The sequence below is a fragment of the Antarcticibacterium arcticum genome, from assembly GCF_007993795.1.
Lineage (GTDB): Bacteria > Bacteroidota > Bacteroidia > Flavobacteriales > Flavobacteriaceae > Gillisia > Gillisia arctica.
Window position 1 is genome coordinate 72,233 of sequence record NZ_CP042476.1, and the last position, 21,467, is coordinate 93,699.

The following is a 21,467-nucleotide window of genomic DNA, read 5'->3' on the forward strand; positions in this document are numbered from 1 at the left end:
TTCTGCTCATTTCATTGTATAATTTTATTTCGATTTATTACAATAGCTAAAATTATGATTAATTTCGCAGAAAACGGCAGGATGGAATTGGCATTTAACAAGATTTTAAAGCAGGACCTTGATCTCATTCTTCCTTTGCTTCAGGAATTGGGAGAATATCAAACTGAATTTTCCCTTTTGAAAGACCGGGTGTCTCAAATGTTTGATCAAAACTATGAGTGTTTTGGAGTATACCATCAAGGGGAACTAATAGGGGTTTTTGGATTATGGTTTATGACACGTCACTATGCAGGGAAATCTTGCGAACCGGACCATGTGTATGTGAAACCGGAATACCAAAACAAGGGAATTGGCAAACAAATTTTCAATTTTATTTTTGAGTATGCATTAAAAAGAGGTTGCGAAACAGCCGAATTGAATTCCTATGTGCATAACTTTAAATCACACAAATTTTATATGAACCATGGCTTTGTAATAAAGGGGTATCATTTTTTAAAAAAGCTATAATTTTTTTTGGAATTTGAAAAGTTTAACGATTATATTTGCGGTGTCCTTGCGGGAGTAGCTCAGTTGGTAGAGCGTCAGCCTTCCAAGCTGAATGTCGCCGGTTCGAACCCGGTCTCCCGCTCAAAATCAAAACCTCATGTAAAAATGGGGTTTTTTTGTGAAAAAAATTCTGATATTCAATTTGGTATGGAGATAAGAAACCTGGCTAAAACACCTATTGAAACAATTGTTGAATGCCTTATTCAATCCTTCGAAGGGTATTTTGTTCAGTTACCCTCCAATACTGACTACTGGGAAGATAGATTCCGGAATGCCCGTGTTGATCTTAGATATTCCTTTGGGATGTATGAGAAAAACCGGCTGGTAGGTTTTATTATCAATGGAATTGATAATTTTAACGGGCAATCTACCGCTTTCAACACCGGTACCGGGGTTTTGCCTGCATACCGCGGAAACAAAATTGTTGACAAATTATATGAGTTTGCATTTCCCCTTCTTCGGGAAAAAGGTGTCACCCACTGCCGGCTGGAAGTAATTGAAGATAATTCAAAAGGTATAAGGGTATATGAACGAATTGGGTTTAACATAACCCGTAAATTATTTTGCTATAAAGGGAAAATTAATGATAGTGAAAATAGGCTTCGCATCGAAAAAATGGCATCTGGAGAAATTGGATTAAATGATTTCGGGGATGAAGAATTATATTCCTGGGACCATACAAGAGATGCTATTGTTGCTGCGGGGAAACACTATGATACTTATATAGTATATAAGGATAATCAACAACAGGCTGGTTATTTTACAATTAATCCGGAAATGGGTTATTTAGCCCGAATCGGAAAAACTTTTTCAGGCACCTATAAGGAATTGATTGGCGCAGTAAAACAGATTGCCAGCGAGGTAAAAGTAAATAATGTTTGTGAAAGCCGCACCCAGTTAAGAACCCACCTGGTGGATGCGGGTCTGGTTAATTTCATTAATCAATTTGAAATGGAAATGAAAATTTGATCAATATATCAAAAGATAGAGAGGCCGGTCATTGTAGTAAGTTTTTCAAGAGCGGCCATTCCAAGTTCTGAATTTCCTTTTTTATTTAAAATAGGACTCCATACCGCCACACTATACTGTTCAGGATGAATAGCTACTATCCCTCCACCAACACCACTTTTCCCTGGCAATCCTACTTCAAAACTAAACTCACCGGCTTCATCATAGAAACCGCAGGTTTGCATCAAAGAATTTATTCTTTTTACTTTTTTTGGGGTAAGGATCTTTTCGCCGGTTTCCAACATTTTCCCCTGGTTGGCAAAGATCATAAATGCCTTTGCCAGATCTTCACAGGACATTGAAAGGGAACATTGATGAAAATAAAAATCTACAATAGTCTCCACATCATTTTTTATGTTTCCAAGAGCTTTCATATAATACACCAGCGCATAATTTCTATAACCGGTAGATTTTTCTGATGTGGCCACTGTGGTGTCATAATCAATGTTGGGATTTCCTGAGATCTTTCGCACCAATTCCAGCAAATCGGCTTTTGGATCCTTTAAATTGGAAACAAGTATATCTGCAATTACCAAAGCGCCTGAATTTATAAAAGGATTCCGCGGGATACCGTTCTCATATTCCAGCTGGGTAAGTGAATTAAATGGATCGCCGGAAGGTTCAACGTGCACCCGCTCCCAAAGATCTTCTCCCAAAAGTTTCATGGCAAGGCTTAATGTGAAAACCTTGGAGATACTTTGAATTGAAAATTTTTCCCGGCTGTCCCCAAATTCGAACTTGCCTTTGTTAACACAATAAAGGAACATTCCGAATTTTTTAGGATCAATTTTCGCAAGCTCGGGAATGTAGGAGGCAACTTCTCCATATACATCTTTATAACTTAGATCCTGCTCTATAGTATTTAATATCTTCTGGTAACTCATTTCTATTTTAAATCGTTTAAATTGCTGCTGGGCTCTGCTTCAAAAGGGGTTTCATTAACTTTAAAGATACGTGCGGTTAAATTCCCTCTCAGGGTAATGTTCCCGCCCTTTAACTCCAGCCAGCTTCCTTCCCTTAAGCCAATAACGGGTTGCGTATTAAGCGTATGGAATTCCCTAATCCTGGTCTCTCTCGTCTCACCTTTATGGGTGGAATTAAGAACGGGATCAAGGTAATGCGGATTGATATTAAAAGGCACCACCCCCAGTGTTTGAAAGCTGGGAGGGTAAATTATTGGCATGTCATTGGTGGTTTGCATGGTAAGCCCGGCAATATTTGTTCCCGCACTGGTACCAAGATATGGGGTTCCCTGGAGGATAACCTGCCTTAAAAGGCCCATAATATTATTTCGGTACAATTTTTCTACCAGCAGGAAGGTGTTACCACCTCCCGTAAAAATACCTTTACTTTCCTGTACAGCTTGTGCCGGATCTTCATACTCATGCAATCCTTTTACGGCTATGCCGGTATTTTCAAGGGATTTTTTCACCAGGTCTGTATAGTCAGTATGTGATATTCCTCCCGGCCGGGCATATGGAATGAACAATAATTCCCTCTCCTTGAATAATTCCTGAATTTCAGGAAGTAAATATTCCAGATAGGTCTGGCCGTGTAAGGTGGAGGTGCTTGCTAATATGGCATTTTTCATTGGAACCTTTTTATTTTAAATTACAGGAAAGGGGTTACCGGCTGGTTTTTATTAATGAATTCCAGCGTGAAGAATACCATTTTCCGCTTATATATGGTAAATTTAAGCAAAGAGTTGGTTTAACAAAAGATTAGGCAGGCCTTATAACAAGAATAAGATTTGGATTTGTTTCTTTAGAAAAATATTGATTTATGAAAAAGTTGTCATTTTTTATGGTATTTCTGCTGGCAAGTATGTTTCTTCAGGCCCAAACTGGAGAGCGTACCCTCGTAAACGGTTCGTTTACAATGCCCGTGGGTGAAAGTATGCAGGGGATAAGTGTCTTTAATCTAAATACCAATCGCGGAACGGTTTCAAATAATGCAGGGAAATTCAGCCTGCTGGCAGGGGTAAATGACAGTATAAGGATTTCCTCCATGCAATTCCAGGAGTTTACAATTATTGTTGATAAAGGGGTGATTGATTCTCAACAATTGAACATACAAATCAATGAGGTAGTAAATCTATTACCTGAAGTTATTGTAAGTCCATATGATCTTACCGGCAATGTAAAAGTAGATATATCGCGCATGGCAGTTGCCCGGGTGCCGGACACCTTAACGGCCAAAAACTCCATGGGGCTTTATTTTGAGGCCGACGCTGCCCCAGATCTGCAATCCATGCCCCGCAACGAAGCTTTGGCTATGAGCGAGACAAGGTTGGTGAATGGAATTAATTTTGTAAACTTGTTTAAGGAAATTCTCATCACGAATAAAAGGGACCAGGTTCAACGGCCAGAGGCAGATATAAATATGGATGTTCGTGCGCTGTTCAACGATCAGTTTTTTAAAGAGAATTTTGATATTGAACTCCGGAATATCAATGAGTTTATTTATTATGCCGATCATAACGGGCTGGAGGAAGAAATGTTGAAAGAAGGGAACGAACTGGAATTGATCGAATTTTTATTGGTCCAGAGTAAAAAATTTAAAAAAGAACAATCAAAAAGGAATTAATTAAAAATATTGGGCAGTAAATATATGATGACCAAAACTTTCTTATTTACTGCATTGATTCTTTGCTTTTTAAAGGGTTTTTCTCAAAATCCCGTTCTGCTCGAAGGTAGAATTCTGGCAGAAGAACTGGAAAGTTCCACCATTCATATTATTAATATTTCCCGGAAAACGGGTACGGTAAATGAAAAAGAAGGGGATTTCAGGATCCTGGTAAGACAGGGAGATACCTTACTGTTTTCCTCTATTCAATATGTAAACCGGGAAGTAGAAATTTCTGCCGAAATACTGCAAAAAGGATTTCTTGAAATTTCACTAAGCGAGGATGTCAATGTCCTTGCAGAAGTTAACCTGCGCAATACAAAACTTACTGGAAATTTAAATACAGATCTTGATAATATTAAAGTCGTAAAAGACCTTCCCCTAAAATTAAGTGCAGCAGATATTAATCAGCTTAAATTTAAGGAGGATATTAATGATCCATTAAAAGCGCCGGAGCAACTGGCATTTCAGCAAAATTTAGTGGGAGAAGGAGCGGGGAGTGTAAATATTCTGGGAGGAATTGGGATGATAACAGATTTGTTAGGTATAAAAGGAAAAGAGAAAAAACCAACTTTTAAAGGGCCGGTTGCGCCAATGTCAATTCAAATAAGGGAACGTTTTAATGATGATTTCTTTAAATCGAGTTTGGGAATTCAGGAAAGTAAGATCAGAGAATTTTTATTTTTTCTGGATGATCAGGGAATTTCAGCTCAAATGCTAAGTGACAACAATAAACTTGCACTTATAGATCTACTTATTGAGCAAAGCAGAATTTATAAAGAAACCTATTCCCTGGATTAATATAAAGCCCCGGAAATTACGATAGGCGATCCCTGGAAATAATTGAATCTTGTTTATTAACTTCCCCCTGTTTAAATTTTTAAGAAAACTGCAAAACATAATAATCCGCTTGCCACGCTTTGGAGTAATTTTTGACCAGAAAATAAACCTTTTTGATTATTTAAAGTCCTAGATTAAGAATAGTAGTTATGAAATCAAAAATTCTGTTTCTCCTTATCATATTTTCACTGTCCTCATTTAGTGCGGTTCATAAATTCTACGTAAGTGTAACTGAAATTGAGCATAATGGTAAGAATAAAAGCCTCCAGATTATTTCCCGCGTATTTACAGATGATCTCGAAAGTGTACTAAAGACGAGGTTTGACCCTGAAATAAGATTGGGTAAGAAAGTGGAAACTCCGGGAGTAGACGCTTATATAGAGAAATACCTAGGGCAAAGGTTCACTGTTGAGGTAGACGGGAAACCGCTTGAAATAAAATTTCTTGGGAAGGAATATGAAAATGATATGACCTTATTTTACCTTGAGATTCCGGAGGTAAAAGAATTTAGTAAGATTACGGTGAAGAATACGATATTGCTTGATATGTTCGAGGAACAAAAAAACCTTATTCATGTTCAGTATAAAGGGAAAACCAAAAGTTTGATACTTGCCGAAGGAAAAGAGAGGGACGTGTTAAATTTTTAATTATGAAATCTTTCGCCAAATATAAAAAGCTATTTTTAGCACTTTAAAATTAATAAATATCCATAATGAGAAGAATTCAATTTGTACTATTTGCCTGTATGTTTGTTTTTTCAAGCGGAGTATATGCTCAGGATGAGCCAGCTGCTCAGGAAGAAATAACCCAGAAGGGCCATTTTAATGAAAATAAATTCCGCCAGTTATATGATGAGTTAGCAACTCCTAATCAATATCGTACAGCTGCCGGAGCACCGGGATCTGCCTATTATCAAAACCAGGCAGATTATAAAATGGATATTGAACTGGATGATAAGACACAGATATTAAAAGGTGTTGAAACTATTACTTACCATAACAATTCACCAGATCCTTTGGAATACCTGTGGGTACAGCTGGATCAAAATATACGTTCCAAGGATTCCCCTGCTTTGCAAAAGGATGGGAATTCAATAGCGCCCGTTTCACAAACCGGAGGTTTTGTTAATCAATTTCTTACAGAGCCCTTTGATGGTGGCTTCAACATTGAGGAAGTAAGTAAGGACGGGAAACCCCTTCCATATACTATCAATTTTACAATGATGCGGGTTGATATGCCCCAGGTCTTGAAACCGGGGGAAAGTTTCTCCTTTAAAATTAAATGGTGGTACCAGGTGAATAATCATGTGACAGACAGGGCACGTTCCGGTTATGAGCATTTCCCGGAAGACGGGAACAATGCCTATGTAATTGCACAGTTCTTTCCAAGAATGGCAGTTTACAATGATGTTGAAGGATGGCAGAATATGCAGTTTTGGGGGAACGGTGAATTTGCCCTTCCTTTTGGAAATTACGAAGTGAACATCACAGTACCGGCAGATCATATTCTTGATGCCACGGGTGAGATCCTGAACCGTAAAGAAGTGTACAGCAAGGAAATGATGAAAAGATATGAGCAGGCAAAAAAATCTTTTGATAAGCCCGTTATAATTGTAAGTCAGGCCGAAGCTGAAGCGGCTGAAAAAGGCTTTTCTGATAAAAAGAAAACCTGGAAACTTAAGGCCGAAATGGTGAGGGATTTTGCTTTTGCAACCTCCCGAAAATTTGTGGTTGATATGATGAATGTAGATGTACAGGGCAAAGAAGTTATGGCGGTTTCTATGTATCCCAAGGAGGGAAATCCGCTGTGGGAGGAATATTCTACGCGGGCAGTGGCAAGCACATTAAAATCTTATTCAAATCATACCTTCCAGTATCCGTATCACAAAGCTATTTCGGTACACGCAAAAAACCAGGGTATGGAGTATCCAATGATCTGCTGGAATTATGGCAGGCCAGAGCCGGATGGTACTTATAGCGACCGGGTAAAATTCGGGATGATAAGTGTAATTATTCACGAGATTGGGCACAATTTCTTCCCCATGATCGTAAACGTAGATGAGCGCCAGTGGGGCTGGATGGATGAAGGCCTAACCACCTTCCTGCAGTATCTGGCTGAACAGGAATTTGGAAAAACCTATCCTGAAGCCATTGCGCCAAATGATGTGTATCCTTCAAGACGTGGTATTCCTGCGGGAATTGTACCCTATATGAAAGGGGATCAAAAATATATTGCGCCAATAATGAGCAACCCTGAAAATGTATTTCAATTAGGGAACAATGCTTACGGGAAACCAGCAACTGCCCTTAATATTTTACGTGAAACAGTAATGGGTCGTGAACTGTTTGACTATGCCTTTAAAACGTATGCCCAGCGCTGGATGTTCAAGCACCCCACACCGGAGGATTTTTTCAGAACTATGGAAGATGCGTCTGCAGTTGATCTTGATTGGTTCTGGAGAGGCTGGTTTTACAGTACAGATTTTGTAGATATTGGAATACAGGAGGTTAAAAAATTCTATGTAACAGACAAGGCGACCAAAGAAGGTGCAGCATTTCTGGAGCAGTATGGGGTAACAGATCCTAACAGTGTTGACGCAGTGTTTGTGGTTGAAGAGAGCAGCGAAGAGTTCAGGGAGGAAATGAAAGGGAAGGATCCTTTGGTAAATGCGCCCCGTTTGAACGCATATATAATGGATAATTTTACCCCTGCGGAAAGAGCCAAATTAAAGAATCCAAAATATTTCTACCAGGTCACCTTTAATAAACCCGGAGGATTGGTAATGCCTATAATTGTTGAATATACTTATGCCGATGGTACTTCTGAAAAGATTACCTATCCAGTACAGGTATGGAGAAAAAATGACGTGCAGGTTAGTAAAGCCATCGCTTCCAATAAAGAGATCGTCAAAATTGTGGTAGATCCTGATCTTGAAACGGCAGATGTGAACCTGGATAATAACTCCTGGCCGCAACAGCCTAAAGAAGATAAGTTTCAGAAGTTTAAAAATCAACAGGGAGACTAATTGCTCCTTTGTTAAATTAAGCCGACTTTAACGAGTCGGCTTCTTTTATTAGTGAAATTTGTAGTTATCTTTGTCCCGTATGATAGTATTACCTTTATTTATTAGTGGCGCCGAAATAGCCTTTATCATGTTTATCCTGGTCATGGTATTTGGAGCCGATAAGATCCCCGAAATTGCCAGGGGTCTCGGGAAAGGTATGCGCACTCTGCGCAATGCTTCCAATGATATTAAGAGCGAGATCCAGAAAAGTGCAGAGAAGCAGGGCATAGATACCGATATCTCTAAGGATGTAAGAAGCGAGATATCTAAAGTAAAGGAAGAGATCGATGAAATAACAGGATCTGTTAAACGCAGGTTATAAGATCCTTGTTTCTTTTATTTGTTTGCTTTTTGAAAAGCTCCTCATTTTATTCGGGTTATGCTTAATCCATCCCTAACGGGCAATAAAACAGTTTCCAACCGGGTATCCTCAGATACTTTTTTATTGTATTCCAGCAAGGCTTTTGTAGAAAGGTCATCTTCCTTTATATCTTCAATAACTTTTCCGCTCCACAAAACATTATCTGTTAGCAAAATTCCACCGGGTTTAATTTTTTCAATTATAAGGTCAAAATACGCGGGATAATTAGGTTTATCTGCATCCATAAAAACCAGATCAAATTTTCCGCTTAGCCTGGGAAGAATCTCCATGGCATTTCCCAAATGCGCATGGATTTGATCTTTAAAGGGCGAGAGGTCAAAATATTTTTTCTGAAGGTCAGTCAGCTCCTCATTAATATCAATTGTATGCAATTCTCCTTCCGGTTTTAAACCTTCCGCCAGGCACAGGGCAGAGTAGCCTGTATACGTCCCAATTTCCAGTATGCGCGTGGGGGCGATAATTTTAGATAGCAAGCTCAACAACCTGCCCTGATAATGGCCACTTAGCATACGTGGTTGCAAAACCTTTTGATAAGTTTCCCTGGAAAGCTGCGCCAGTAATTCCGGTTCGGCCTGGGTGTGTTTTACCGCGTATTCATCTAAAGCTTCCGGAATAAAATTCATAGAGATCTTATTTTTCAACAAATTTAAAGAATATGGGCAGGCATACGGCAATTTTCAGAAAAGAAAAATTCCTGCTTTTTGAAGCTGAATTTAAATAGTATTTTTACCACAAATGAATATTTATGAAATTTGAAAACAGCAGGGGATTTGCAAAAAATATGGATAGGGAAGATGCTCTGGCCTCTTATAAGGATCAATTTATATTCCCGAAGGTAAATGGCAGGAAAGTTATTTATTTCACCGGAAATTCTCTGGGATTACAACCAAAAAGTGCCCGTAAGTATGTAGATGATATTATGAATGATTGGGCAGACCTGGCTGTAGAAGGCCATTTTAAGGCCCGGAAACCCTGGTGGGACTATCACGAAAGATTTTCAGCTAAATTGAGTAAAATAGTGGGGGCAAAACCACATGAAATTACGGTGATGAATACCCTTACCGTTAACCTGCACCTATTAATGGTTTCCTTTTACCGACCCGAAAAGAAAAGGTTTAAAATCATTTGTGAAGAAAAAGCATTTCCCAGTGACCAGTATATGATAGCATCGCAGGTGAGATTTCATGGATTTGATCCCAGGGAGGCGGTTGTTGAAGTAAAGAAGAGGCAAGGGGAACACAGTTTCAGGACTGAAGATATCTTAAAAGTAATTAAAGAAGTTGGAGAGGAATGTGCGTTGGTCCTAATTGGAGGGGTGAATTATTATTCCGGGCAGGTCCTCGATATTAAAACAATTACCAGGGCAGGTCATGAAGCCGGGGCAAAAGTAGGATGGGATCTGGCACATGCAGCTGGAAATATTGAATTGAAACTTCACCAATGGGAAGTTGATTTTGCAGCCTGGTGCAGTTATAAATATATGAATTCCGGCCCGGGCAATGCTTCGGGATGTTTTATACACGAAAAATATCACGGTTTAAATGATATCCCACGCTTTGAAGGCTGGTGGGGGCATAACAAGAAAAGGCGGTTTCTTATGGAGCCTCAATTTGAGCCGGAGGCCAATGCCCACGCCTGGCAAATAAGTAATGCCCCGGTCCTTGCCCTGGCACCTTACCTGGCCTCGGTAGAAATGTTTGATGAGGTTGGGATGGATGCTTTAATTGCCAAAAGAAATAAGATTGTTGCTTATCTGGAATTTATACTTCACGAAATCGACCGTGAGGTTAAAGGAAATTTTGAAATAATCACCCCTTCCCACCAGGAGGAACGAGGGACCCAGTTATCTGTTTTTTTACATGGGGAGGGTAGGGAGCTCTTCAACTATTTAATGGAAAATGGGGTGATAACAGATTGGCGGGAGCCTAATGTGATAAGATTGGCTCCGGCTCCTTTTTATTGTTCTTATGAAGAAATGTATGACTTTGGCCAGATCCTGAAGAAGGGTATTCTAAAATAATATATTTAAAATTGAACAAACACTATGACTAAAAACTTACTCTACGTTTTTCTTGGGATCTTTTGTTTTTTTGAAATACACGCCCAGGATAAAAACACAGATATTACACTTGAAAAGGAGCTACGTGAGATTGTAAAGGATTTTAAAGGCTTGGCGGGGGTATATGTTTACAATCTTAAAACCAGGCAGGAAGCTGGTATTCATGCAGATTCGGTTTTTCCAACTGCGAGCGTGGTGAAAGTGCCCATCCTGGCCGGTTTGTTCAATAAAATTGAAAAGGGGGAGCTTAGTCTTTTCGATACATTGATCTATAATAAGGAAAGGGTCTATGGGGGTTCCGGTCTTATGCAATTCTTTAAGGACAGCACCCGTACAGATCTTCGAAGCGCTGCAGCCCTTATGATCACTTACAGTGATAATGTTACCTCAATTTGGAGTCAGGAACTTGCCGGGGGAGGAGAGGAGATCAATAATTTGATGGAAGGACTTGGATTGGAGCATACACGGGTAAATTCCAGGACGCCGGGTAGAGAAGATCTGTGGAAAAAATACGGATGGGGGCAAACAACGCCACGCGAAATGGCAGGGCTTCTTATTAAAATGAGAAACAGGGAGTTGGTAAGTGAGGCAGCCAGCGATGAAATGTACCGTATGATGACAAATTCATTTTATACAGATTATGCTCTGTCACAAATTCCTCCGTATGTTCAAACAGCGGCTAAACAAGGCATGGTGAATCAATCCCGCTCTGAACTGGTAATGGTTAATGCGCCCGGGGGTGATTATGTTTTTTATATTGCCACCAAAAATAATGAAGACACTTCCTGGGAATATGAGAATGAAGCCTGGGTGTTACAAAGAAAGATCTCTGCCTTTTTATGGAATTATTTTGAGCCTGAAAGTACCTGGAAGCCCGCTAAAAATTCAGATAATCTCGTAAGAGGGTTAAAGTATTAACTTTTATAAAAAAAGGATCCCGTTTTTTCATAACCCTAAGGTATCGAATAACGGGATCTCAACATTTTTTAAACTGAGTAGAATTATTTTATAACTTCAATATCTGTAAAGAATAATTCAAAACTTCCATCTTCACTTTTATGGGTTTTGGCCACGGTTATCCCTTCAAAAGTCTCATAATCCTCCCAAGTTGTAGAAAGGGTTCTGCCGCCTGAAGATTCATAGGTCCATTCCCTTATCATATTGTCATCGTTAAAAAAGATATGATAGGAATCTCCCGGGGTATACCCGCCATCCCCTTCAAAGCGCACGGTTAATTGTTGCATTTGCTCTTTACTAATAGGAGAAATGGCATTTCTTATATGTTCGGTTTCATATTCGCTCCATATAAGCTGGTAAGGAAATAAAAACCAATAGGAATCATTTATGAATTTTTGATCAATAGGCTTTTCTGCCTCTTCCAGATCTCCGTCATTAATGTAAGTGAAAATTTCTCCTTTTTCGGTTAGCTCAATTCTGTCTTCCTGTGGATACCACTTCCAGGCTCTTTCAGTCCTTAAAGTGTCATTTACTTTTACATTAAATGTGAAATTCATTTGTTTAACCTCTTCAAAATTTTCAAATCCGTTGGCAAACGCAATTTGAGTTGTGAGGGGATCATTTGTTCGTGTGGGGGTTTCTTCTATAGTATCTACAGTGTCTTTTCCCGGATCATTTTTACAACTAATAATCACCAAAGCAAACAGAAAGGAAAGAAGCAGTTTCTTCATAATAATTTTATTTTTATCAAATATAGGAAATACTTCTCCTATGAAAATTCTATCATTATTCAATTTATTTATGGGACGAACTAAAATATTTTAGAAAAGCTCTCAAAATAAAAAAGCCCTTTAAAAAAGGGCTTTTTGTATTGATTTTTTAATTAAAGTCTCCTACCGGTAAGTAATTTGTATAAAACTAAAATTACAGCTATCACTATTAAAATGTGGATAATGCTTCCCAGGTCGGGGAAGGCGAAATATCCTACTAGCCAGCCGATTACTAATAATACTACGATAAGCCAAATTAAATCTCTCATAATTGTTGGTTTTTTAGTGTAACTCTAAGTTACAAATTATAGTTATTGAATTCAAAAAAAAAGAAAATCTTTTAAACCCGGGGTTTTTAAACTTTCCAATTATTATATTCAATAACCAGGATTAGTTATTTCAAACGAATTTATACAATAGCTTTACGAAGAGAAACCTTTTTAACTAGTGTTTAACTTAATTCCCTAAATAAACAGGGAATACTCATGTTTTATAGGGTTTATTTTCCTAATATGTTTAAATATTAACAAAATTATCTGATTTGAATGTTAAATATATTTCGAGAAACTCGGCTGTTTCGAATTATTATATTTCCTTATTGAAAATGGATTTCAATTCCTTCCCAGGCCTTGCGTAAAGAAACCTGTCCAGAAGTACGGGTAGGGCATAACCATCTAATCCATTAATAGCGACAGTTTCGGCCTTATCCAGCCGCAGCCATCCATCCGGCATCTGTATTCCATCATCAAAATATAGATGTTCTATCTCGCCTATTATAAGATGAGTATCATTTTCCTTGATATGATATTCATTTACATATTTACATCCCATTTTTACGTTAGATTCTTTTAAATAAGGCGCATAAAAGGAATCAAGGTATTCCTCTCCAAGCCCGGTAGATTCAAATTCCGAAATTGCTTCATCATATTTTGCAGAGGTTTGATGTGCCTGCTCAATCATCGTTTTTTGAATATGATTAATGGTAAAGTATCCCGTGGTTTTTATATTTTCAAGGGTATGGCGGGCTACCGTTGCGGGTCTCATAATAAACCCTATCAATGGGGGATTGCTTCCAATATGCATAACAGAATTGAATACCGCCAGATTGGTGATCCCCAAATTGGATTTTGTGCCAATAAGATTTGCAGATTTGTAGCCGGAACAACTGTTGATCAGGTTTAAACGGTAGAGATTATCTAAATTCCTGATTTCAGAATTGGTGTAATGTTTCATAATAAAAAAAGGCCAGAAATTAATCTGGCCTCAAGTTAGTTATAACCCTAATTAACGTTTGTTAATTTTAGCCCTCATTCTCCATTTTATTAATTTTCATCTCGTAATCCTCCAAAACTTCACTTATAGCTTCAATGTTTTCTGAAGACTTTTGGTGGGCCTCTTCCATTGCTTTTTCCAGATCTTTGTCCGGATGTTGAAATAGGTCTGTAATCACGTGATTGATCTTATCTACAATACTGGCCTGGCTATTTTTAATATCTTCAAGTTTATTTTTAATAGCCTGCATTTGTTCAAATTTTTCCTGATCCATAATATGTTTATTTAAATTAAAAGTGCTATTTCTTCAAAAGCTACCGACCATTTCAACAATAAGCCGGTGTAAAAAGGTTTAATATTAGATGAAATTAAGGGTTAAGTGTCCACCTTCCTGTTAAACAAGTTATAATTACCTTCAAATTAACTCCTTTTGTAGTTTTAGTATAATGGTGTAGGTTAGTAAATTAAGAGGTTCCAGGATTAATTTCTAAATAACCGACCTCCCTGTAAAGGAGTAATAATATTTAATTGAGTATTTTTACCAACAGAGGCAACCTTGGAATAAACACGCTGTTTTTAGTAAATGCAAACAACTATAAAAAATATTGCCATCATTGGCTCCGGACTTGTTGGATCGCTGCTGGCAATTTTCTTAAAGAAAAGAGGACATCAGGTAACTGTCTTTGACCGAAGGCAGGATGTACGCACAGTTGAATTTTCAGGGAGATCCATTAATCTGGCTATGTCAAACCGGGGTTGGCATGCCCTGGAGAAGGTAGGTATTGAAAAGGAAATAAGAAAACTTGCCTTACCACTGGATAAAAGGGCGATGCACGTAAATGACAAACCTATTTATTATCAAAAATACGGCAAAGAAGGGGAGGCAATTTATTCCATCTCCAGGGGTATTCTGAACCGACGAATGATAGATCTGGCAGAGGAAGCGGGGGCGATCTTTAAATTTGAAGAAAAAGTTTGGGACATCGACCTTCCTGAAGCTAAAATATATACAGGCGAAACCGAAAAGGGCGAATGGCAGGAATACAATTTTGACCACGTATTTGGAGCCGATGGAGCATTTTCCAGGGTTAGACATAAAATGCAGCGGCAAAGCAGGTTTGATTATTCACAGGAATTTATTGATGTAGGGTATAAAGAATTAACCATTCCGGCAAATCCTGATGGTTCCCATAAATTGGATAATGCCTCTTTTCATATCTGGCCCAGGGGAGAATTTATGCTTATTGCAATGCCTAATTTAAATGGCAGTTTTACCTGTACATTGTTTCTGCCCTTTGAGGGTGAGATCTCTTTTGAAAATATTAAAACCGAAAAGCAGGCTGAAGATTTCTTCACTACCTGGTTCCCCGATATAAAAGATTCCATTTCCAACTTAAAACGGGATTTTTTTAATCACCCCACCAGTGCTATGGTGACCATAAAATGCTATCCGTGGACCTATTGGGATAAAGTTGCTTTAATTGGGGATGCTGCCCACGCTATAGTTCCCTTTTACGGCCAGGGTATGAATGCAGGTTTTGAAGATATTTCTGTACTAGATGACCTTATGGACGCACATGGAGATAACTGGGAGAAGATCTTTGAGGAATACCAAACATTGCGCAAACCAAATGGAGATGCTATAGCTGAATTGAGTTACCGCAATTTCATCGAAATGAGTAACAAAACTGCGAGTCCCGAATTCCTGCTGCGCAAGAAAATAGAAAAGCATTTTGCCGAAAAATATCCCGATAAATGGATTCCCTTATATTCACGTGTAACATTTTCAGACAAACCATACGCTGAAGCACTTGCTATTGGTGATACACAACGCGGTATAATGGATGAGGTGATGCAGCAAAAAAATATAGCCCAGGAATGGAATTCTCCGGAAATTGAAAAAATGATCCTGGAGTTATTGAAAACAAGTTAGACGGCTCCATTATCATCATCCTGCTCCATGTCCATATTAAGGCTGTCATAGACTTCAATAAGGGTTGGTTGATCTTCAGTAAGTACAATAAGCATATCATTCGGCTCAATTTCAGTAGACCCACTTGGGGTGATAAACTTGTCATTACGTGAGATCATTGCAATGATAGCCTTCCGCGGAAATTTTAATTCCACGATACGTTTACCTACCGAATGGTTTTCTTCAGGAATAATGATCTCCCTTATAAAGGATTTTGCACCTTCATTTAAAAATACATCTACAGGGGATCTTGGTTTGGCTTTTCCGGGCAAAGCTACATGCAGCCATTTTGCAACCAAAGACAAGGTAGTGCCCTGCACCAGAACAGAGGTTAACGAGACAAAAAATACAATATTAAAAATCATATCTGCTTTATCTATACCGGCCAGAAGGGGATAGGTTGCAAATACAATTGGTACGGCCCCCCTTAACCCCACCCAGGAAATATAAAACCTGCGGCGCAATTTCATTTTGAAGAACATGAGGCTTATAAAAACACTAAGGGGTCTTGCTATTAAAATAAGGAAAACAGAAACAAAGATCCCGATTCCCACTACCGGAAGCACATGACTTGGAAAAACCAGCAATCCCAAAGTGAGGAAGAGTACTATTTGCATTAGCCAGGCAAGCCCGTCAAACATTTTCATGATAGTACGCTTATGAATAATGTTTTGGTTTCCTAAATAGACTGCACTTAAATAGACTGCAAGAAATCCATTCCCCCCAAGAAAATCTGTGGCAGAGAATACTATAAACATAAGAGCAATTACCAACACGGGATATAAGCCTTCAAAATCCAGCTTTATCCTGTTAATTAAAACTTTGCTCAGCTTTCCAAAACCAAAACCTAAAAAAGCGCCTATAACAATTTGCTGAAAGAAAAAAGGAATAATGCTGTATATGCTTTGATCGGGATTCATAACCAATCCCAAAAATGCTATGGTAAGGAAGTACGCCATAGGGTCATTACTCCCACTTTCAAGCTCCAGGGTGGGCCTAAGATTGGATTTTAATGCCAGATTTTTGGATCGGAGTATGGAGAAGACGGCCGCGGCATCTGTAGAAGATACGATGGCTCCAAGCAATAAACCTTCATAGATTGTAAAATCTGTTATAAAAGAAACAAACACACCTACCGATACCGCCGTGATCAATACACCCAATGTAGAAAGTGCAACTCCCTGCCACATCACAGGTTTTATGGCCTTCCAACTGGTATCCAGACCCCCTGAGAATAAAATGAAATTAAGAGATACTATCCCAATAAACTGGGCAAGCTGGGGGTCTTCAAAATTTATCTTTCCTATCCCTTCAGATCCTGCAAGTATCCCCACAAGTAAAAATAAAATAAGTGTGGGTACACCAAATTTATAGGAGGTTTTACCTGCCAGAATACTAATTAGTAATAGAAGGGAGCCAATTAAGAGAATATTTTCTGTAGTAATTTCCATGGATGCTTATGAGGCTATAGCTTATATTACAATCATTTAGGGTGTTTAAGTAAAAAAAATGAAGCCTTATGAGCTTCATTAATGTTTCAGGTAAATTTAAAAACTTATTGGCCGTTCTCCTTTAAAAGTTCGGGAAATTTTTGTTTAAATTTATTTAAACGGGGCAATGAAACCCTTTGTACATAAGGATTATTAGGATTCAGCTTTTCATAATTCTGGTGATAATCTTCGGCCACCCAAAATTTTAGAAAGGGGAGAACCTCTGCCGCAATTGGCTTGTCATAATTTTTTGCAGTTTGAGATTTAATCTTTTCTATAATATCCTTTTGTTGCTGGTTTTGATAAAAAATAATTGACCGGTACTGCGATCCTATATCCGGTCCCTGTCCATTCACCTGGGTAGGGTTCTGTGAACCAAAATATATTTTAACGAGGGTCTCAAAATTAATGACCTTTGGATCATAGATTACTTCTACAGCTTCAGCATGACCTGTTTTGCCGGTATTGCTGGATTCATAGGTAGGGTTTTTAGTGTGGCCCCCGGCATATCCTGAGATCACTTCATCTACCCCTTTTACACTTTCGTAAACAGCTTCAACACACCAAAAACAACCACTGGCGAAGTAGGCCCGCGCCATACCGTTTTCAATGGGCACCGGTACCGGCTCGGCATTTGCAATTTCATCCCGTGTTACTGTTTGGGTATTCCCGTTTCCGCAGGAAAAAATAAAAATAGAAAAGCTTAAAAGAAATATAGATCTCATATTATTTTAATTTGTACTCACCTTCCAGGGTTTTTTTACCAAACAAGGCATAGTCCATTGCTAAGTCGCCATTAATTTTAAAACCTAACCAATCAAGATCAATACTTCCCTTTGACTGCGGTGTAATTTTTGCAATCGCACTATTGCGGTCAAAATCCTTCCACGGCATATCTTTACCCTGTGTATTGCGGGCAGAAGGTTCTACAAGGAATACATCGATTGAATTATCGCTGTTCTTTTGCAAACGGGCACTAATGTACATTTCACCCGGCACAAGGCATAACTCCTGGGTTCCCGATGTATTTAGATCTACACAATAACAGTGACAATTGGTATCACTTTCTTCCCCGGTTTTGATATATTTACCCGTAGTGTTAGAAACAGAGCGGTCCGGATTGCTTGTGTTGTTGCCACTGCCGGGATCTTCATTGTTTGTGGAATCTATATCTTCATTATAAATATTCCTGTCCTTAGTAACACCGGATCCTTCAAATTCAGGATTGTTGGGATCACGGGTATCACCTTCAATAGTTATAACATCATCACTTTCTTTAACATCATCTCCTGAATTGGAATTTTTACAAGAGGAAGCCACTACAAATAGCAGGGCGAATACGAGGGGAAATTTATTGATATTCATACAAGGGGTTTTTTGACTGAACAATAAAGTTAGGCTTTAATATGAATATTAATGTGAAGAGGATGTTAATGGAATTAACCAAAAATAAAATGGGTATTTAAAAGAATGCTTTTAAATACCCATCAAATATAATTTGAGAAAATATCTTAGATCTTGGAGAAGAACGAAGACATTTTTTCCTGTTCTTCTTTAGCAAGATCCTCATCTACTAAAATTCTACCACTGTGTTCATCTGTGATGATCTTTCTTCTACCGGAAATTTCAACGATAACCTGTGGTGGAATTGTAAAATATGAACCTCCTGAAGCACCACGTTCTACCGGTACCACTGCAAGACCATTTTTTACATTATTACGTATACGCTTGTATGCACTAATAAGACGTGCCTCTATCTGCCCTTCAAACTCATTGGATTTTTGCATAAGCATTTCCTCCTCTTTTTGAGTTTCGGCAAGGATCGCATCCAATTCACCTTTTTTATGGGCAAGATGTTTTTCACGATCTGTTAACCTTTCCTGGGTTTGGGCAATGATCTCTTTCTTTTGCTCGATCTGGGCCCGGTATTCCTTTATGTGCTTCTCAGCAAGTTCAATTTCCAGTTCCTGGAATTCAACTTCTTTGCTTAAAGCATTAAATTCACGATTGTTCCGAACATTCTTCTGTTGTTCAGAATATTTTTTTATTGCTGCTTTAGAATCATCAATAAGGATCTTTTTGCTCTTAATGTCGTTATCGCTTACTTCAAGCTCAGCTTCTAATTTTTTAACACGTGTGTTTAATCCGGCTACTTCATCTTCTAAGTCTTCTACCTCCAACGGAAGTTCACCTCGTACATTTCTAATTTCATCGATCCTGGAATCAATTAGTTGAAGATCGTACAACGCTCTTAACTTCTCTTCTACAGTAACATCGGTTTTTTTTGCCATAGTTAATAATACTTGATAGGATTGGTTTTTGTATTCGCTAAAATAAGTGCAAAATTACTAATTTTTTTACTAAGATACGAATGTATTAAATCTTTTGTGTATTGTTCACTTTCATAATGCCCAATGTCTGCCAATACCAGCTTTCCCTCGGCTTTGTAAAAGTCGTGGTACTTGAGATCTGCTGTTATAAAGAAATCAACTCCGGCTTTTTTGGCATTATCTATTGCGAAGCTGCCGCTGCCCCCTAATACTGCAACTTTTTTTACTGTTTTTTCCCTAAGGGCCGAATGTCTAATGCAACCTGTATTAAAGGTGTTCTTTAGCAGGGCCAGAAATTCGATTTCCTGCATAGCATTCTCAAGTTCCCCGCTCATTCCCATTCCTTGATTTTGATGTGCATTGTTCAAAGTGGTAATCTCATATGCAACTTCTTCATAAGGGTGTTCTTTAAACAGGGTTTGAAGAATCCTTGTTTCCAGGTGAGAAGGGAACACCACACCAATTTGTGTCTCTTTTTCAAAATGGATCTCTCCCTTTGCTCCAATTGCCGGATTCGCATCTTCATTGGGTTTGAAACTTCCTTCCCCCTCGAGGTTAAAGCTGCAATTATCATAATTCCCTATGGCCCCGGCCCCTGCTTCAAATAATTTATTTCTAAGGTGCTTGGCATTCGCAGTTGGGACGTACGTAATAAGTTTATTTATCTTATTTTTTCCCGGTATAAGTACTTTTGTATTCTTTAACCGGAGTTTATCACATATCATTTTATTTACCCCCAAATGGTGGTTGTCCAGTGCAGTATGTATGGCGTAAATAGCGATATTGTTGCGAATGGCCTTTATCACTGCCCGTTCTACATAATCCCTTCCCGTGATCTTTTTTAATCCTGAAAATATGATTGGATGAAAACTTACAATCAAATTGCAATTTTTTGAAATTGCTTCCTCCACAACTTCCTCCAATGTGTCAAGGGTTATAAGGATACCAGTTAATTTGGTTTTGGGATCTCCCACAAGCAATCCCACATTGTCAAAATCCTCGGCGGTGGCCACAGGTGCGAGATCTTCAAGATGGTCAATGACTTCAGCAATTAACATGTTCAAGTATTTTAAATTCAAATATAAATATTATACTTTCGTTACGATGAGTATCCTTAGAAAAATCCTTCTTCCTTTCTCCTTACTTTACGGGTTCATTATATGGCTACGGAATATTTTTTACGATTCCCGGGTTTTTAAATCCAGATCATTTGCCTTACCTGTAATATGTGTGGGAAACCTTAGCGTGGGAGGCACAGGTAAAACCCCTATGATAGAATATTTACTCAGATTGCTTCTGCCGCAATATCGTATTGCAACTTTAAGCCGTGGCTATGGAAGAAATTCCAAGGCCTACATTTTGCTGAAGGATGATGACGAAGCCTCGCGGGTGGGGGATGAACCTTTGCAATTTAAACTGAAATTTCCTGAAGCTTTTATAGCAGTTGATGAGAACCGGGAGAGGGGAATTTCAACTCTTTTATCCCAGGTTTCACCAGATGTGGTGTTGCTGGATGATGCCTTTCAACATAGAAAAGTAAAGGCCGGGCTAAATATTCTGCTTACCTCATATGACAATATATACTATAAGGATTTTATATTGCCTGCAGGGAATTTAAGGGAGCCTGTTACAGGGGCAAAAAGGGCACAGATCATAGTAGTAACTAAATGTCCGCCCACGTTAGGCGCAGATAAACAGGAGAGGATAAGGAAAAAGCTGAAATTACGTGACTACCAACATCTATATTTTAGCTATATAGCTTATGCAGGTGTTCTGGTAAATAATCTGGGTGAATTCCCAATACAACAATTTTCAGGGAAAGAAATTGGACTGGTAACCGGAATTGCCAATCCCCAACCTTTTATAAATTATGTGGAGCAAGAGGGATTAAAATTTACACACTTCAATTTTCCCGACCATCATATTTTTACCAGTAATGAGCTTTCCTTATTTAAAGATTTGGAAGTGATCATTACTACAGAAAAAGATTATATGCGACTTAAGGATGTTCTTAAGCATCCTAACCTGTACTTCATTCCTATAGAGAGCAAGTTCATTAATAATGAAACTGAATTTAGACAGCAAATACAACAATATGTAGTAAACGAAATATGAGGTGTAGTTGCACCTCATATTTTCTTTTGGCTAATTC

23 protein-coding genes and 1 tRNA gene are annotated in these 21,467 nt (G+C 38.5%); 12 read left to right on the forward strand and 12 right to left on the reverse strand.

All coding sequences use genetic code 11. The features are described 5' to 3' along the window. The first annotated feature begins 54 nt into the window (after nucleotides 1–54). The 3 genes from FK178_RS00260 (at nucleotide 55) to FK178_RS00270 (ending at nucleotide 1,515) form a co-directional block, all read left to right on the forward strand. Nucleotides 55–507 carry a GNAT family N-acetyltransferase gene (locus FK178_RS00260; protein WP_146829892.1) on the forward strand — a complete coding sequence of 151 codons (453 nt, stop codon included), beginning with the start codon at nucleotides 55–57 and terminating at the stop codon, nucleotides 505–507. A gap of 48 nt (nucleotides 508–555) precedes the next feature. Further along, nucleotides 556–628 (forward strand) — tRNA-Gly (locus tag FK178_RS00265). Nucleotides 629–693: 65 nt separating this feature from the next. Next, on the forward strand, nucleotides 694–1,515 hold the full coding sequence (locus FK178_RS00270; RefSeq protein WP_168194534.1) for a GNAT family N-acetyltransferase: 822 nt from the start codon (nucleotides 694–696) through the stop codon (nucleotides 1,513–1,515). 8 nt (nucleotides 1,516–1,523) lie between these two features. On the opposite strand, the gene FK178_RS00275 is transcribed toward FK178_RS00270, so the two are convergent. Further along, nucleotides 1,524–2,438, reverse strand: coding sequence for a glutaminase (locus tag FK178_RS00275; RefSeq protein WP_146829896.1), 915 nt, complete (start codon nucleotides 2,436–2,438; stop codon nucleotides 1,524–1,526). A gap of 2 nt (nucleotides 2,439–2,440) precedes the next feature. After that, entirely contained in the window at nucleotides 2,441–3,145 is a 705-nt protein-coding gene (pepE, locus tag FK178_RS00280; protein ID WP_146829898.1) for a dipeptidase PepE, read from the reverse strand. A 191-nt stretch (nucleotides 3,146–3,336) separates the two neighbouring features. Between pepE and FK178_RS00285 the strand changes: the two genes are divergently transcribed. The 5 genes from FK178_RS00285 (at nucleotide 3,337) to FK178_RS00305 (ending at nucleotide 8,405) form a co-directional block, all read left to right on the forward strand. Then, nucleotides 3,337–4,140 (forward strand): peptidase associated/transthyretin-like domain-containing protein, encoded by an 804-nt coding sequence (locus FK178_RS00285; protein WP_146829900.1) that lies wholly within the window; start codon nucleotides 3,337–3,339, stop codon nucleotides 4,138–4,140. Between the two features lie 24 nt (nucleotides 4,141–4,164). After that, on the forward strand, nucleotides 4,165–4,980 hold the full coding sequence (locus FK178_RS00290; protein ID WP_146829902.1) for a hypothetical protein: 816 nt from the start codon (nucleotides 4,165–4,167) through the stop codon (nucleotides 4,978–4,980). A gap of 188 nt (nucleotides 4,981–5,168) precedes the next feature. Further along, a complete protein-coding gene (locus FK178_RS00295; protein ID WP_146829904.1) occupies nucleotides 5,169–5,666 on the forward strand; it encodes a DUF6702 family protein in 498 nt (165 codons plus the stop codon). 65 nt (nucleotides 5,667–5,731) lie between these two features. Beyond that, the gene (locus tag FK178_RS00300; protein WP_146829906.1) at nucleotides 5,732–8,044 is read left to right on the forward strand and encodes a M1 family metallopeptidase; all 2,313 of its coding nucleotides are present in this window, start codon (nucleotides 5,732–5,734) and stop codon (nucleotides 8,042–8,044) included. Between the two features lie 79 nt (nucleotides 8,045–8,123). Beyond that, nucleotides 8,124–8,405 (forward strand): Sec-independent protein translocase subunit TatA/TatB, encoded by a 282-nt coding sequence (locus FK178_RS00305; protein ID WP_146829908.1) that lies wholly within the window; start codon nucleotides 8,124–8,126, stop codon nucleotides 8,403–8,405. A 41-nt stretch (nucleotides 8,406–8,446) separates the two neighbouring features. Here FK178_RS00305 and FK178_RS00310 read toward each other — a convergent pair whose 3' ends face one another. Beyond that, on the reverse strand, nucleotides 8,447–9,088 hold the full coding sequence (locus FK178_RS00310; protein WP_146829910.1) for an O-methyltransferase: 642 nt from the start codon (nucleotides 9,086–9,088) through the stop codon (nucleotides 8,447–8,449). Between the two features lie 122 nt (nucleotides 9,089–9,210). On the opposite strand from FK178_RS00310, the gene kynU reads away from it, so the two are divergent. Both kynU and FK178_RS00320 read left to right on the forward strand, forming a co-directional pair. Further along, nucleotides 9,211–10,485, forward strand: coding sequence for a kynureninase (gene kynU, locus FK178_RS00315; RefSeq protein WP_146829912.1), 1,275 nt, complete (start codon nucleotides 9,211–9,213; stop codon nucleotides 10,483–10,485). Between the two features lie 24 nt (nucleotides 10,486–10,509). Further along, nucleotides 10,510–11,442, forward strand: a complete 933-nt coding sequence (locus FK178_RS00320) for a serine hydrolase (protein ID WP_146829914.1) — start codon at nucleotides 10,510–10,512, stop codon at nucleotides 11,440–11,442. Nucleotides 11,443–11,525: 83 nt separating this feature from the next. Here FK178_RS00320 and FK178_RS00325 read toward each other — a convergent pair whose 3' ends face one another. From FK178_RS00325 to FK178_RS00340, 4 genes are all read right to left on the reverse strand, one after another. Next, nucleotides 11,526–12,212: a hypothetical protein gene (locus FK178_RS00325; RefSeq protein ID WP_146829916.1), complete on the reverse strand. Its 687-nt coding sequence runs from the start codon at nucleotides 12,210–12,212 to the stop codon at nucleotides 11,526–11,528. Between the two features lie 152 nt (nucleotides 12,213–12,364). Beyond that, nucleotides 12,365–12,520, reverse strand: a complete 156-nt coding sequence (locus FK178_RS00330; protein ID WP_146829918.1) for a lmo0937 family membrane protein — start codon at nucleotides 12,518–12,520, stop codon at nucleotides 12,365–12,367. A 316-nt stretch (nucleotides 12,521–12,836) separates the two neighbouring features. Continuing rightward, a complete protein-coding gene (locus FK178_RS00335) occupies nucleotides 12,837–13,484 on the reverse strand; it encodes a flavin reductase family protein (protein ID WP_146829920.1) in 648 nt (215 codons plus the stop codon). Nucleotides 13,485–13,551: 67 nt separating this feature from the next. After that, nucleotides 13,552–13,797, reverse strand: a complete 246-nt coding sequence (locus FK178_RS00340) for a hypothetical protein (protein ID WP_146829922.1) — start codon at nucleotides 13,795–13,797, stop codon at nucleotides 13,552–13,554. A gap of 309 nt (nucleotides 13,798–14,106) precedes the next feature. Between FK178_RS00340 and FK178_RS00345 the strand changes: the two genes are divergently transcribed. Further along, nucleotides 14,107–15,456: an FAD-dependent oxidoreductase gene (locus FK178_RS00345; RefSeq protein WP_146829923.1), complete on the forward strand. Its 1,350-nt coding sequence runs from the start codon at nucleotides 14,107–14,109 to the stop codon at nucleotides 15,454–15,456. Here the strand turns inward: FK178_RS00345 and FK178_RS00350 are convergent. From FK178_RS00350 to FK178_RS00370, 5 genes are all read right to left on the reverse strand, one after another. Continuing rightward, on the reverse strand, nucleotides 15,453–16,946 hold the full coding sequence (locus FK178_RS00350) for a potassium/proton antiporter (protein ID WP_146829925.1): 1,494 nt from the start codon (nucleotides 16,944–16,946) through the stop codon (nucleotides 15,453–15,455). The two genes, FK178_RS00345 and FK178_RS00350, sit on opposite strands and share 4 nt — an antisense overlap. Nucleotides 16,947–17,050: 104 nt before the next feature. Further along, nucleotides 17,051–17,710 carry a peptide-methionine (S)-S-oxide reductase MsrA gene (gene msrA / locus FK178_RS00355; RefSeq protein ID WP_146829927.1) on the reverse strand — a complete coding sequence of 220 codons (660 nt, stop codon included), beginning with the start codon at nucleotides 17,708–17,710 and terminating at the stop codon, nucleotides 17,051–17,053. Nucleotide 17,711: 1 nt separating this feature from the next. After that, nucleotides 17,712–18,350 (reverse strand): hypothetical protein, encoded by a 639-nt coding sequence (locus tag FK178_RS00360; RefSeq protein ID WP_146829929.1) that lies wholly within the window; start codon nucleotides 18,348–18,350, stop codon nucleotides 17,712–17,714. A gap of 146 nt (nucleotides 18,351–18,496) precedes the next feature. Further along, nucleotides 18,497–19,276: a zinc ribbon domain-containing protein gene (locus tag FK178_RS00365; protein WP_146829931.1), complete on the reverse strand. Its 780-nt coding sequence runs from the start codon at nucleotides 19,274–19,276 to the stop codon at nucleotides 18,497–18,499. 2 nt (nucleotides 19,277–19,278) lie between these two features. Further along, the gene (locus FK178_RS00370) at nucleotides 19,279–20,373 is read right to left on the reverse strand and encodes a Nif3-like dinuclear metal center hexameric protein (protein WP_146829933.1); all 1,095 of its coding nucleotides are present in this window, start codon (nucleotides 20,371–20,373) and stop codon (nucleotides 19,279–19,281) included. A gap of 46 nt (nucleotides 20,374–20,419) precedes the next feature. On the opposite strand from FK178_RS00370, the gene lpxK reads away from it, so the two are divergent. Continuing rightward, the gene (gene lpxK / locus FK178_RS00375; RefSeq protein WP_146829935.1) at nucleotides 20,420–21,430 is read left to right on the forward strand and encodes a tetraacyldisaccharide 4'-kinase; all 1,011 of its coding nucleotides are present in this window, start codon (nucleotides 20,420–20,422) and stop codon (nucleotides 21,428–21,430) included. Nucleotides 21,431–21,467: the final 37 nt, after the last annotated feature.